We start from the raw sequence: 13199 nt of genomic DNA, 5'->3' as shown, positions 1-13199 counted from the left end.
CCCTACGGTCCTGCCATGCCAAACCCGACGAACGACCAGCAGGGTGCCGACCTCGCCCGCGCGACCGCTGCCTCCCTTCTCAAAGTCGCCGAGCAGGCCATCGCCACTGACGTGCGCGTGCCCTCGGACAAGAAGCGGGTGTTCGGCCCGGCGTACAGCTGGTGGCGCCCCATCTGCCGTACTGGGCGAAGCCGTCTTGCTGCTCACGGAGTCGGCGAAGGCCGGCCAGGACAGTCCCGAGCCGCAGGGCACGGCCTTTGGCTGTGCCCTGCCCCGGGCGCGGGTCTGGTCAGGTGTTGCTGTCGGTGAGCCAATACGGGTCCCAGCAGTGCTGGGGCGGTCGGGTGACGTGGTGCATGCGCAGGCCGCGGGGCTCGTGGTCGCCGGCGCCGGGCAAGTCGATGAGCCAGCCGAGAACGGGGGCGGGGATCTGGTCGGGGGCGTCGAGGTCGGCCAGGAGAGCATCCGGGCCGCGCTGGTCGTAGGGCGGTGGCAGGAGCAGGCTGGCGGCGGCGGCGTCGTCAATGATGCGGCGGCAGATGCTGCGCCAACGGCCCTGCCCCCACCAGGAGTCGGTGTAGCTGGTGGAGCCGCCGATGCTCATCAAGATCAGCGTGCTCTGGGGGCCGAGTACCTCGTGGTCGAGCTGGCGCCAGCGGTCGAATTCTGCGGTGACAGTGGCGGCTACCTCCGCCCAGCCCGGGCCGAAGAGGGAATGGACTGTGGTGCCGTCGGCAACGGCCCACTGCGGATCCATCAGAGCGTCTTTGATGCTGTCCCAGTCGATGCCTTCGACGGGGCAGATGTGCTGCTGAGTGATGTGGGTGACGGCGATGTTGACACGGGCCATCAGCACGTCCGTATCCAGGTGGTGGTCTTCCACCGCGGTGTTGTTGCGCCAGCACCAGGCGGCCACGCCCAGTGCCGCCGCGTCCGGCACGATGTCGGGCGCGACGTCCCGGCCGGCCATGCCGACCACCCAGTCCAGGTGGGCGCTGAGCCATTCGCTCTCTGTGACTTCCCGGAGCACGTCGGCCAGCGGCAGCTGCCGGAAGGCCGCAGCCGGCTGGAAGATCCGGCGGACTCTGCGCAGGGCGAACCCCCGCTTGGCCTCGGGCGGTGCGGCGTCAGCGACGAGCACGTGGGCGGCATCCAGCAGCCCAGCCTCCCCGGCGACGGCGGTGACGGCCTGCTCCCCGGAAGCGGCGACGGGGATCTCAATGCTGTCCTCCAGCAGGGAATAGGACTCCGGCCAGACTCCCATCACGTCGTCGAAGGGCTGCAAGACCAACATGCCCTGGTGAGGGCTGTATTGGACGTCCACGCCGCCGTCGCCGCGCCAGAGGGTGGCGTACAGCAGCGCGCCCTCCTGCGGGTCGAAGTCGCTGGCCCACTCCTGTGGCAGGTCAAATCCTGCCCACTCCAGCGCCGACAGCAGCTCCTCCAGCCGCGTCGCGTAGTTCTCCCAGTCGCAGCCTGAGGGAGGGGGCACGGCCGCGGCCGCGCCGTCTGCCGCTGCCGCCTCGGTGGGGTGGCTGCTGACGGCCGACGCAGGCGTGTGCGCCGGGTGGAGTCCGGCCCGCGGGTCGAGCATGTCCCACAGCCTGCCAGCCCGCTCGGCGATCTGCTGGCGTTCAGCGGAGCGGCAGCGCGCACAGATAGCGGTACTCGTTGCCGAATCGCGCCGAGCACGAGACCGTCTACCAGGCCGTCTATCTGCCGCCCCGCGGCGGCCTGGAGCGCGCCCCCGGCGTCCTGCGCAGCGGCCGGCCCGCTCGCCGTCGACGCCGCCGGCCCGACGAGCGCGCCACCCGGTTCATCGACCCCGGCACCCTGATCAGCCACCGCCCGGAGGAGCTCAACGACCGTCAAATAGCTGGCAGTTGGGAAGGCGATCTGATCGTCGGCAAGGGTAACCGGTCCGCGATCGGCACCCTGGTCGACCGGTCCACCCGCTACGTCAAACTCCTCCACCTGCCCGGTGGCCGGGGCGCCGAGCAGGTCCGCGACGCGCTCGTCCACGCCCTCGGCGACCTCCCCGCCGAGCTGGCCCGCTCGGTGACCTGGGATCAGGGCAGCGAGATGAGTCGACATGACGAGTTCACCCGCGCCACCGGCATCCCCGTCTACTTCTGCGAGCCCGCCAGCCCCTGGCAACGCGGCTCGAACGAGAACACGAACGGCCTGCTGCGCCAGTACTTCCCCAAGAGCACCGACCTGTCCGTCTTCGGCGCCGAGGACCTCGCCTTCGTCGCCGCCGAACTCAACAGCCGCCCCCGCAAGACCCTCAACTGGAACACCCCCCGCGAACCTCTTCGCTAGGCTCGTCGCAACACTGGAATGATCACCGTGTTGCGACGATGACTGGAATCCGCCGTCCGACGCGGCTTGGTCATCGCAACATCCCTCAGGACAGGTGTTGCAACGACCTATAGAACCCAAGCGGTCTGCTCCGCCCCCAGCTTCGCCGGGACGGCTGTGCCGGGCGACTCGCTGTGGGAGAGAATGCTGGGCATGACGACTTGAAGAGCACCGGCCAGGCGGCAGCACTGGTGCAAGGTCGGGACCTGGGACACGGTCTCCGACGGGGACCGTCGGATCTGTGCCGCCTGCGGAACGCCCGTCCACTCGTACCAGTACCGATTCCATCCGCCCGAGTCCTCCATGTTCGAGCGGTGCATCGGACTCGCCTGGTGTTCCAGTTGCCGGATCTACTCCGGCAACATGGTGCACGTCCCGCGAAAGCGGGTCCTGGTCGACGCCCTCGCTTCGCTTCCCCGCGAACAACGGGAGAGGCTTACACGTTCGGAAACACGGCTGATTGAGTTCCTGGACCGCCAGGCCCGAGGCAGCAGAGATTAGATTCCACCAGCCAGCCGGCCTCGGTGCTACTTCGAACCACCCCCCGCGCGCGCGGGGGTGGTTCCAGGAATGCATGATGATCGACTCCTGGTCATCGGTCGTCCCTGCCCACGCGGGGGTTGTCCCGGCTCGGCCAGGGACTGCTCCTGGTGGACGAGGTCGTCCCCGCCTGGGCTACCGGCGGAACTCGCTAACCTGGGTCTTACGGCGCTTCCTCGTGTAGCGATCCCGTGATCGGACCGCCAGATTCCCTGCCGATCCGACGATGTGTCGACGACGTCAAATCATGGGAATGTCGTTCGCAGTCCCGCATGATCACTGTGTGAGACGTGTACCGAAGTGGATTGGACTGCTGTACGTAGTCATGGTCGGGGCATTCCTGGCGTGGTACGTCGCTCGCGGCCACCGGGTCGAAGATCTGGTCACTGTCCTGTCCGCCTTCACCGGTCTGCTGGCGCTACCTGCCGCAGTGATTGCCGTGCTTCACCGCGGCAAGAGCGAGCCGGTGCCTGCCCGGCTGGAGGAGGTGGCCGACCAACTTGCCCAGGGGGTGCGCCAACAGTGGGAAGCCGAGGCGCAGGTACGTCGCCTTAATGACCCTTTCCCGCTGTCGGTCGAATGGGTCGCGGCCGACGCGGACCTGGTGGAGTCGTGGCCGCACTTGAGGGAGCTCGCCGAAGGCTGGCCTGGCCAGTCCTCGGAAGCGGCCTCCGCGTGGGCTGTCAGCCCCAGAGGACTGGCCGGCGAGGGGGGTGAAATCGCCAAGACCTTCGAGCGCGTTCCCACCCGCCGTCTAGTGGTCCTCGGCGACCCTGGTGGGGGCAAGACCATGCTGCTGATCCGCCTGCTCCTGGCCCTGCTCGAACGCCGCCCTCTCCGGGGCCCCGTCCCGGTCCTGTTTCCACTGGCCTCCTGGGACCCAGCTCGGCAGGACCTGTACACATGGATGACCCAGGAACTCGAGCAAGACCACCCTGCTCTACGCGATCCCGTACCCGCCGATCGCCCACCGGCCGCTACCGGCACCCTGGCACGTGCCTTGCTTAAGCAGCGGCTGATCCTGCCCATCCTCGACGGCCTGGATGAACTCCCTGAGGCCGTGGGCGCCCGGGCCCTGCATGCCATCAACCAGGCACTACCCGCAGGGCAACCGCTCGTGGTCTCCAGCCGCACCGCCGAGTACCGCAGCGCCCTTACCGCTCCATCCGGGACCAGTGTGCTTCTGAATGGAGCGGCAGGAATCCGCCTGCTGCCCCTGGATCCCGCGAAAGCGGCTGCCTACTTGGAGCGCGATGCCGGAGGCGCCGGTACCCCGGCCGCAGCCCGATGGAGACGGGTCACCGTTGCGCTGGGCACCGACACCTCGGCCTCCGAGGCTCTGAGCACCCCGCTCGGCCTGTTCCTGGCCCGCACCATCTACAACCCCCGCCCCGACGAAGAGGTCGCCGAACTTCCCGACCCCGATGAACTCCTCGACCAGGCCCGCTACCCCACCCGCCGGGACCTTGACACCCATCTGTTCGCCGCATTCATCCCCGCCGCCTACCGCCCCCACCCTCAGCACCCCACACGCTGGAGCGTTCACAAAGCACAGCGCACCCTCACCTTCCTCGCCAGCCACCTTCAGCACACGCTCGGGGGCACCCCCAACCTCGCCTGGTGGCAACTTCATAAAGCCTTCCCCTCTGGACAGCCGCTTGCGATTGGGCTCACGGCCAGCCTCATAGGCGGGCTCCCCGGGGGCCTCGTGGCCGGACTCTATGACGGCTTCGCGACGGGGCTCGGTGTCTTGCTCTGCGTAGGGATTTCATTGGCACTAGTGGCAGCCGTGATCGCCTCAAAATCAGGAGAAAGAAGCCCAAGCTCAGGTTTTCACTGGAGTTGGAGAGAGAGATCCGGTTGGCGGACATGCGGACTCACCCTCGGCCTCATTTTCGGGTTCGCGTTCGGGATCACTTCTGGGCTGGAGATTGGACCCATGGCCGGCCTTATCGGCGGGTTCACCGGTGTGATCCCGTTTGCCCTCCTGAGCGGACTCCGGTCGGTGCACCCCGACCTGGACAGGGCAGTGGGGCCAGGAACAGTCCTGGCTCGGGACCAACGCACCTTCTGGACCCTTACGCTCTTGGGCGGGGCCACGGGCGTGCTGATATATGCACTGTCGTACGTGCTCCTCATCCCCTTGGGGGGCCAGGTGTCCGGGGAAGACATTGCGCTCGCGTTCGCGGTCACGTTCCCGATTGGTCTCGTGCTCGGACTCATCCGTTCAGTGTGGTTGGGGTTCCTGGTGGCGCATATCAAACTGGCGGTGGCGGGGCGCGTGCCCTGGCGCTTGATGAGTTTCCTAGGCGACGCCCACGAGAGGCGGGGTGTCTTGAGACAGGCGGGAGCGGTATACCAGTTCCGCCACATCGACCTCCAGCGGCACCTTGCAGAAGGCCACCGAAGGCCAGGACGCCCCACAGGGGCCACCGGCAGCCGACAACGAGACCGGCACGGGTGGTGCGGATGGGAACGCCGTCAACCCTGACCAGATCATACGAAACAAGGGCGTCGCTGCCGCTACGTTGCTCGGGACGACCATCGAGAGCACCTCCCGTATCGACGAACCCGTCCGGCTCGGTCTCGCGGTCCTGACCAATGGCATCCGCGTCAAACGCCAATCGCCAGCCGCACATCGTCGCACTGGCGCCTCTGCCGAATCCAACGCCACCTACTGACTTCTTCGGGGTGTTGTCGGGTGGTGGGTAAGGCGGAAGCCTGTGCCTGCGAGGCAGCCGTCGATGAGTTCGGGATGACGCTGGATGCGACGCAGTCCGCGGCGTAAGACGCGTTCGAGGTGTTCGTGATCGGTGAAGGCGACGTTGGCCAGCGGGCCGCGACGCAGCAGTGACCACACCCCTTCCACCGGGTTCAGATCCGGTGCATAGGAGGGGAGTTGCACGATGGTGAGCCAGTCATGGTCGGCGGCGTACTCGCGCATCCCGGCGGCCCGATGGGTGTTGAGATTGATGCCCCTATGGTGTGTCAACCGGTCCTGGTCTTCGGTTGAGGTAGTGGTGTGGCCAGGATGCAGTGGTAGATCTCCCGCGCCACGTAGCGTTTGAGGCACCGGATGACCTCTCGTTTGGTCTTGCCTTCCATGGTGCGTCGTTCGAGGTAGTGCTGGGTTCCCTCTTCTCGTCGTAGGCGTGTGAGCACAATGCGGTAGAGCGCTGCGTTTCCCTGGCGGTTGCCGCCGCGATTGAGGCGGCGATGTCGGCTCTTTCCGGACGAGTGCTCGACCGGGCTCACGCCGCAGAGGGCAGCGAAGGACGCCTCGCTGGTGAGCCGGTCATGGTTTTCGCCGGCGGCGATGAGCAGGGCTGCCGCGCTGTCGGGCCCCACGCCGAAGACCTTGAGCAGATCCGGGTTGAGGGCACGGATCATGAGGGTGATCTGCTTTTTCAGGGTGGTGATCTGCTCCGACAGGTGGCGGATGCGCACGGCCAGGAGCTGCAGGGCTTGGTGCACGGTGCTGTGCTCGGGGTTGAGCTGAGCGCAGGCGGCGAACAGCGCCGGATTACGCAGCGGTTCCAGCAATTCACGCAGGCCTGGATCAGCGCAGACCAGGATGGCTTTGAGCTGGTTGATGGCCTGCGTGCGGGCAGTGACCGCGGAGTCCTTGACCATCTTGGCCACCCGGAGGCCCTCCACGGTGCCTTCGGTGTACTTCGGGCAGGTGCGGGCCCGGCCTGCCAGCACCGCCCGGGCTGCCGCTTCTGCGTCGATGACATCGCTCTTTCCACGCTGCCGCCGGGCGGCACGGTCTGGCCGGTTAACCTCGATGACCTGCACGCCTTCGGCAAGCAGGTATCGGCACAGCGATATTCCGTATGATCCTGTGCCCTCCACCCCGGCTCGATGAACGACGCCGAAGGAGCGAGTCCAGGCCGCAGAGCTATGACGGGCTGGTGCGCATGTATCGGCGCTCGTAGGCCACGCGGACTACCGCTGCACCTTGAAGGGGCAGCGGTAGGTGTGTCTCTCCGTCAGGACCAGATGCCCAGCATCAGGTACGAGAGCCACCCCGACACATGGATGGTCGAGTCAGCAGTGCCGAAGATGCCGCTGTCCGCGTCGACCGAGGCGGAGAACCCCGCCTGAATGAAGTACCAGTGGCCGCCCGTTGCCGGGAAGTGCGTGTCTGCGTCGATCCACTCGCCTTCCGTATGGTCACCATGTGCCTCGAACCAGCCCACGCCGTCATTCCAGCCCGGTGCGATGGGGGCTGCCGGCAGCGCTGTCTTGGCGGTGTCGTCCCAGATCTGAAGCGTGGTCGCGAACCGGCTGTGTGCGACATAGCCCATCGCCTGCTGGTGCCAGTCCCTGTTGAAGTAGATCGACGTGCTGAGTCGCAGGGCGGGGTTGTCCTGGGGGACGAAGAACCAGGAACCCATGCTGAGGGAACACGCGTCGGAAGATCCGATGGCTTGCACGTCCAGGCTGAAAGTCGCATGCTCGGCACTGACCGCGGCGCCCGAACCGGACGTAAAACCCCCGTCGTACGGCGGCGACTTGAGTACGAAGTCGACATCCGCGTTCATCCGCCAGTCCTGCGGCGCAGCAGCATATGCGGGGGGCGATGACGAGGTCCCGGTCTTGGTCTCCAGCCGCCTCTTCTGGTCGGCTCCGAGTGGCTTCGCGGCCTCCCGCAGGTCGGGAACGTCCAGCAGTCGGTCCACGACGGGACGCGCCAGCCCGGCGTCGTGCTCGAACTGCTTCTGCCGGCGTACGGCGTCGGCCTGGAGCCGTTCGACGAACCCTTTGCCGACATCATCGGCGGTCCGGGGCTCAGGCCTGGATGACGCGAGTGAGGCCTCAAGTGACCTGACCTCATCGGTGCCTTGAGCATGGCGGGGGTGGAGCAGCGTTGACATCCTGGTGCACCTCGCTTCGAAGCGATGGACAGACCCCGTCGACTGGTGGAGCGAGGTGAACTTCGCTACGAAGAATGGACGAAGTCGTGGTCAGGTTGAACCGGCCTGGACGTTGGTCCGGCCGTCGCCCACCTAGGCCGTCGGGCTGTGCGACGTTGTGTCGTTCATCGGCACCTTCCTGTTCAGGCTCTCACGCACAGCCGCGGCTCGCATCCGGTTGAGCCCGACCCCGGGACACCGATCGTCCGGGAGGGACGATCTTCGGCAAGGTCCCAGCGCCCTGGACCCTCTCCCCGCCGATCCACAGGCTTTGACAATTGCTCCACTGGTACTCCTCGTCGCCCGTCGTGGACGGGCATCCTCTCTTGGATGAGCGGGGCTTCTGGCCTGCGTACTTGGCGGACCTGGCTGAGGGGTTCGCGCCAGATGCCTTCGGGTCGGACGCGGGCGACGCGGACGCCATGCTGGACACGCTCCACGACCCGTCGGCGTGGCCCATGTTCACGGTGCCGCTGGCCAGCGGCTTCGCGATCGTCGTGCACGTCAACAGCGGCGAGGAGTTCACGACCACGGACTACTTCCTCACGCATTCCGACTGGAGCCAGGATCTCGTCCTGGCCAGCGACGATCAGGACCGCATCGGCCCCGGGCTGTGCTGGCCCGAGCTCGCCACCCTGCGGGAGGCACCACCGGGTGCGGCAGGCGTCACCGACTCTCACGCCCGTCTCCTCCTTCTTCTGCCTGTTCTCGGCGATGCGGCGGTTCCGGAGGAGGCCGTGACGGCGGTGGCCGAGGCTCTGGCCGCTCAGGGTGCGCCCGAGGCGAGCGAGGCGTTGGCCAGACACCTGCTTCAGGGGCACCCCATGTGGGGCGCCGCGGACTGGTCGTTCGACGATGACGAGCAGAGCTGGCTCTGCGAGGGCGATCACAGCCCGCGCAAGATCCCTCTCGGCGACCACCTGCCGCCACAACAGCGAACCGCACTGGAAGCCTGCTTCGCTCCCCGCTGACCGGCTCAAGCCGCGCTGACAACGCCCTCGATGGGAGGGGCCCCGAAAGCGAGCAACTCGTCATAGGTCCTGCCCTGCTTCACCGTCCCGCAGCCCTGCACCGGCAAGGACGCCGGCCTCCTCTTGGGCCGGACGCCGGCTCCGGGGGGTCAGCCGCTGGAGGGCACCGGCGGCGGGGACGTGTCGCTCTGCCGCAGTTCGACCAGCAGTTCACTCTGCCCGGCCAGCAGCTCTGTGAGGATGCAGCGGGCCGCGCGCAGGAGCTCTGCAACGTCGCCGCCGGCCAGCGCGTAGCTGACGGTGGAGCCCTCCCGGATGGACACCACGATGCCGGAGCGACGCAGGACGGCCAGCTGCTGCGACAGGCTGGACGGCTCGATCTCGATGTCGGCGAGCAGGTCCCGCACCGGGACGGGGCCGTGCTGCAGCAGCTCCAGGACCCTGATGCGCACGGGGTGTCCGAGCATGCGGAAGAACTCCGCCTTGGCCTGGTAGAGGGGGACCCGCATCGGTGCTCGCTCCCTGGCACGTGGGGAATGGTCTTCACGGTGCGGCGACGCCCAAAAGGCGCCGCCGCAGGATGTGTCGGTCGGTACCGATCCTTCTCGCCCGCGGCCCCGCGCATCCACCAATTGGGATCATGCTGATGTGGTGACTTGAAGAAGCCTTCACATCGTGGGTACACGTCAGCCCAGGGCTCCGGCCGGCCTAGATCTCCAGCTGCTCCTCGACGCGTTTGAGCTGGTGGCGGGCCATCGCCAGGTTCGAACGCGCCCGGTCGAGCACGAGGTACAGGAACAGGCCGTTGCCGCTGCGTCCGGTGACCGGCCGGAGGAGGTGGTACTGAGCTCCGAGGCTGATCAGGATGTCCTCGATCCGGCTCTTGAGACCCAGCTGCTCCATGGTGCGCACCTTCGCGCGCACCACATCCGTATTGCCGGCAGCGGCGACCGTGAGGTCCAAGTCCTTGCCCCCGCCCAGCGTGCCCAGCGCCATACCGCTGGTGTAGTCGACGACGGCCGCCCCCAACGACCCCTCGACCGCGGTCATCATTTCCTTCAGTGACACTTCCACACTCGCCATAGCGCCTCCCCTTGGTTGTCGGCTGCGCGGCAGGACCGGCGATGCCCCTCCCGCCGCGTGAGGCACCGTATGCGCACGCCCGAGTCACCGGCGCGGTATCTCCGAGGCTGACACCCGCCGACCGGACATGAGCGCGAGAGAACCGATTTCCGACTGCTCCTGCCGTAATCGAGCAGGACCGGCGCACGCAGAGCTCGCCCGACGCGGACGGCTGAGACCCGTTCGGGCAGCGCTCGCTGATCTGGGCGGCCGACGCCGAACGCGAGCGAGGCGTATCCGGCGAGGCAGGCTCCAGGGCCGGCCCTTGCGCACTGGATCCACGCCTTCGCGCCGCAACGCGGTGATGAGTTTGCTGAACTGACGTGGGCTCAGCCCAGTGAACGGGACTGTCCAGGACCGCTCCGACGCCGTGATCGCACCAGTCACTGCGAGATAGTTGCACGGGCCTCACAAGCGCGGGCCTGCACTATTCCGGAGAGGTCTCCCTGCAGTTCCACAGCCTTGAGCAGGCACTCGCGGTCGTCTGCGCTGATCAGTCCGTCCGGAGGGGGCTCGTCCTCCAGCAACGCGCGCAGCGCAGAGGCGTGTGCGGCGAACGCGGCCCTGCACCATTCGCGTTCCGGGTGATCGCAGTCGTTGCCGAGCAGCAGCACCTGGCGTTCGTTGTCCGCGTCGACGGGTTGAGACAGCTCGGCGGCAACGACCAAGAGGTCGACCAGGCCAGGGCGCATCGCGATGTCAGGGACGGCTGCCAGGCGAATCAGGAAGGGCAGGGCAGTCGACATCGCCGCGCTCGCGTGAAAGACGCTGTCCATCAAGACGTTTCCCAGTACGCGCAGGGCCTCGGGGCCAGCGGCCTGATCGAGGAGACCACGGAGCAGGACCGGGATCCCAGCAGGACAACCGGGAGCCTTCGACCAGGCGGCATCGGCGCAGCCCACAAGCGCTGGATGGTCGCATTCAGCTTGCTCTATCTGCGGATACTCGCGGAGGAACCGAGCGACGGCAGCCTCTTTGGCCGCCGCATCCAGTACGCACATCCTCTGCCCCGCCCCAGCTCACACGACATCGCCCCGTTGAGCGTTTACCGGATGAAACTCTTCCCGGGGCGGGCGTCGAACGCAAGCGCCAAGGTTACTGGCTGACACCCCCCAGCACGGGTCCTGAAGTCAGGCTCATGAACACCGCCTTGGGCAGCGAGCGCCATCGAGGCGCTTGGAACTCGTCACGGTGTGGACGGTAGGGAGCGGCACTGACACCCCGTCACCCGCATGAGGGAACCAAGGGAAGCTGCGGGCGAGGGATTCACCCGCACGAGGGGCGGCGTGTCGTCAGCAAGCGGTGCACGTCCGTCGCCGGCGGGCCGATCAAGTAGGACGCTGAGGGCGTACCTGAGGACGAGCTCGTGGCGACCCGGTGCGAGACATGCGCCGCGCTCTCCTGGCTCAAGACCAGGACTGCGACAGCACAGATGAGGGCGCGGCCAGGCCGTAGCACGCACCTTGCGGGGATGAAAAGGGCACCCGTAACTTTCAGGCGTGAGCTTAGACATGCGTGCGTTCAGAGTACGAGTCGCCGGCCATCTCGACGCGACGCTCATCCTCCCTCGCGAACACGGCGACGAGTTCGAGGAGTTGCTGACAGCAAACGGCTTTGCCTATGAATCATTCCCGCTAGTCAATGCCATGACCGATGGGATCGGCTGGGGAGGGTGGGTTTTCCAGGCGGGAGGAGCCGGTGCGGTATTGACGGCTGTCTCGATGACGCTGCGTGCGTACGTCACACGCCGAAAGGGCAACTCGGTCATCCTGTGGCGCGCTGGTGAGAAGATCGCGGAAATCAAGGGCGACTTGTCCGCCAATGACATCGTCAAGGTCATGAGCGCCGTCTACGAGCCACCTACGCAGGTGGCAGGAGCATCGGACGACGACCGAGATACCTCCTGGCGGCCCCCAGAACGCCGGTAGGTCCAGCATGGACGGCCGACCCGACTGGGCGCGGTCGACGGGCAGCTGGCGGTTGTCGAGGTCCAAGCGCCGCACCGCCCTGGTCAGGCGGGCCACGAGCTCGTTGCCGACCTGCGCGCATCTTCAGGCCCGCCCCGCTCCCGCCGGTCCGGCCAGTGAGCTCGATGCCCATCAGGGAGGCCTCGTCGACGGGCGCGGCCGCGGTGAAGGCCAGGCACAGCCGCTGGTCGATCGCCGTGCCAGCGGTGCCGGCCTCGGCGGCTACGCCGGGCGCCCCATTCTCTGGTGTCAGAGGTCGGGTTGGCCGGCGCCGTCGCCGGTCACAAACGTTGATGTAGGCGAGCCGGAACTTGGGGCCGCAGCGGCCGGTGTCGCCTTCGAGCGCTTCGTCACCGAGCAGCCGGTGCGCGGACAGGGTGAAGACGCCCTCCGCCGAGCCGACGGCCTTGCCGTTCGTGTCGAGGAACTCATACCGGATGCCGTACGCCATCGCGTGCGCGGCGTGGTTGCGCAGCCAGAACGTGATCCCAGGCGATCCGCCTGTCCGACAGGTCTTCTTCACCCGGTACAGGTCCTTGACCGGGTGCAGGTGGCGCGGCGCGGTGGCTGTGCCGGGGTACGGTGGTCCACGGATGCCGTCGGCGAGATCGACGGCGCCGTTCTGCTCTTCGGTCCGCCGTTCGCGGCACTGGCGCCGGCTGCGGCCACGAGGGCGAGGACCGAGGCGGTCCAGGCCGCCCCGGACGGCGAACTGCCCGGAGTGCGGAGCGAGTTGGACGGTCGGGGTGGACCATCCCGTCTCGGCACGGTACCGCTCTCCCCGTTGCTGCTAACGGGATGGCACCGGCGGCGCACACGGTCGGGCGGGGTGTGAGACCGCGCGTCCCACCAGGGCAGGGCCACTGCACGGGCCGGCCCGTACGCCCTGGCAGCCGATCCCGAGCCGCCGGATGGTGCCAAATGACGCTGCGCCGGCCAGAGGTAAAAGGTCACGCTGCGACGGGGGTTGCCGGGGTGGGACCGTATGCGGGCTCCGCCCGTCGCCTGTGGCTGCCGTACGGAGCCGGTGGTGAGGCGGGTCCTTCGATGGTGTCGTGCTCTGGGGTGGCGGTCCTGCAGGGCCCCGCCTGCCGGGGTGCGGTGCGGCAGGCGGGGCCCCGGGAGGCAAGGGTCAGTAGTTCGCGTTGGCGATGAGGTCGCCGTCCTTGCCGTAGACGCTGACGAGTCCGTTGTCCGATTCGTAGCAGGAGGTGAAGGCGGAGGCGATGAGCTTGGCGTCGCCGGCGTTGGAGCTCATGAAGCCGCCGGTGTAGGCGGTGTAGACCTCGGGCGCGTCAAGGATGTTGTTGCGCTTGTCG

General features: G+C 67.5%; 9 protein-coding genes and 4 pseudogenes. 4 read left to right on the top strand and 9 right to left on the bottom strand.

All coding sequences use genetic code 11. The annotated features are described in order from the left end of the window. Nucleotides 1-289: 289 nt before the first annotated feature. A complete protein-coding gene (locus tag AB5J50_RS50285; protein WP_369265178.1) occupies nucleotides 290-1594 on the bottom strand; it encodes a hypothetical protein in 1305 nt (434 codons plus the stop codon). Nucleotides 1595-1692: 98 nt separating this feature from the next. Between AB5J50_RS50285 and AB5J50_RS50280 the strand changes: the two are divergent. Both AB5J50_RS50280 and AB5J50_RS50275 read left to right on the top strand, forming a co-directional pair. Beyond that, nucleotides 1693-2322: pseudogene (locus AB5J50_RS50280) on the top strand (IS30 family transposase); the annotation flags it as partial. An 862-nt stretch (nucleotides 2323-3184) separates the two neighbouring features. Beyond that, nucleotides 3185-5392, top strand: a complete 2208-nt coding sequence (locus tag AB5J50_RS50275; RefSeq protein ID WP_369265177.1) for an NACHT domain-containing protein — start codon at nucleotides 3185-3187, stop codon at nucleotides 5390-5392. A 183-nt stretch (nucleotides 5393-5575) separates the two neighbouring features. Here the strand turns inward: AB5J50_RS50275 and AB5J50_RS50270 are convergent. From AB5J50_RS50270 to AB5J50_RS50260, 3 genes and pseudogenes are all read right to left on the bottom strand, one after another. Continuing rightward, nucleotides 5576-5872 (bottom strand): annotated as a pseudogene (locus AB5J50_RS50270) (transposase); the annotation flags it as partial. 17 nt (nucleotides 5873-5889) lie between these two features. Continuing rightward, nucleotides 5890-6798: pseudogene (locus AB5J50_RS50265) on the bottom strand (IS110 family transposase); the annotation flags it as partial. A 95-nt stretch (nucleotides 6799-6893) separates the two neighbouring features. After that, nucleotides 6894-7781, bottom strand: a complete 888-nt coding sequence (locus AB5J50_RS50260) for a hypothetical protein (RefSeq protein ID WP_369265176.1) — start codon at nucleotides 7779-7781, stop codon at nucleotides 6894-6896. A 395-nt stretch (nucleotides 7782-8176) separates the two neighbouring features. Between AB5J50_RS50260 and AB5J50_RS50255 the strand changes: the two genes are divergently transcribed. Continuing rightward, nucleotides 8177-8791, top strand: coding sequence for a hypothetical protein (locus AB5J50_RS50255; protein WP_369265175.1), 615 nt, complete (start codon nucleotides 8177-8179; stop codon nucleotides 8789-8791). A gap of 149 nt (nucleotides 8792-8940) precedes the next feature. Here AB5J50_RS50255 and AB5J50_RS50250 read toward each other — a convergent pair whose 3' ends face one another. The 4 genes and pseudogenes from AB5J50_RS50250 to AB5J50_RS50235 form a co-directional block, all read right to left on the bottom strand. Continuing rightward, a complete protein-coding gene (locus tag AB5J50_RS50250; RefSeq protein WP_327434730.1) occupies nucleotides 8941-9300 on the bottom strand; it encodes a metalloregulator ArsR/SmtB family transcription factor in 360 nt (119 codons plus the stop codon). A 199-nt stretch (nucleotides 9301-9499) separates the two neighbouring features. Beyond that, nucleotides 9500-9874 (bottom strand): hypothetical protein, encoded by a 375-nt coding sequence (locus tag AB5J50_RS50245; protein WP_369265174.1) that lies wholly within the window; start codon nucleotides 9872-9874, stop codon nucleotides 9500-9502. 282 nt (nucleotides 9875-10156) lie between these two features. Beyond that, nucleotides 10157-10300, bottom strand: a pseudogene (locus AB5J50_RS50240) (IS5/IS1182 family transposase); the annotation flags it as partial. Next, nucleotides 10297-10914, bottom strand: a complete 618-nt coding sequence (locus AB5J50_RS50235; RefSeq protein WP_369265173.1) for a hypothetical protein — start codon at nucleotides 10912-10914, stop codon at nucleotides 10297-10299. The pseudogene AB5J50_RS50240 and the gene AB5J50_RS50235, both read right to left, overlap by 4 nt. Nucleotides 10915-11412: 498 nt before the next feature. Between AB5J50_RS50235 and AB5J50_RS50230 the strand changes: the two genes are divergently transcribed. Beyond that, complete coding sequence (locus tag AB5J50_RS50230) at nucleotides 11413-11841, top strand: hypothetical protein (RefSeq protein ID WP_369265172.1); 429 nt, start codon at nucleotides 11413-11415, stop codon at nucleotides 11839-11841. 1171 nt (nucleotides 11842-13012) lie between these two features. On the opposite strand, the gene AB5J50_RS50225 is transcribed toward AB5J50_RS50230, so the two are convergent. Continuing rightward, complete coding sequence (locus tag AB5J50_RS50225; protein ID WP_369265171.1) at nucleotides 13013-13138, bottom strand: hypothetical protein; 126 nt, start codon at nucleotides 13136-13138, stop codon at nucleotides 13013-13015. Nucleotides 13139-13199: the final 61 nt, after the last annotated feature.

The organism is Streptomyces sp. R35 (genome assembly GCF_041053035.1).
Lineage (GTDB): Bacteria > Actinomycetota > Actinomycetes > Streptomycetales > Streptomycetaceae > Streptomyces > Streptomyces lutosisoli.
The sequence above is the reverse complement of the archived record's forward strand: the minus strand, read 5'-3'. Positions and strand labels throughout refer to the sequence as shown.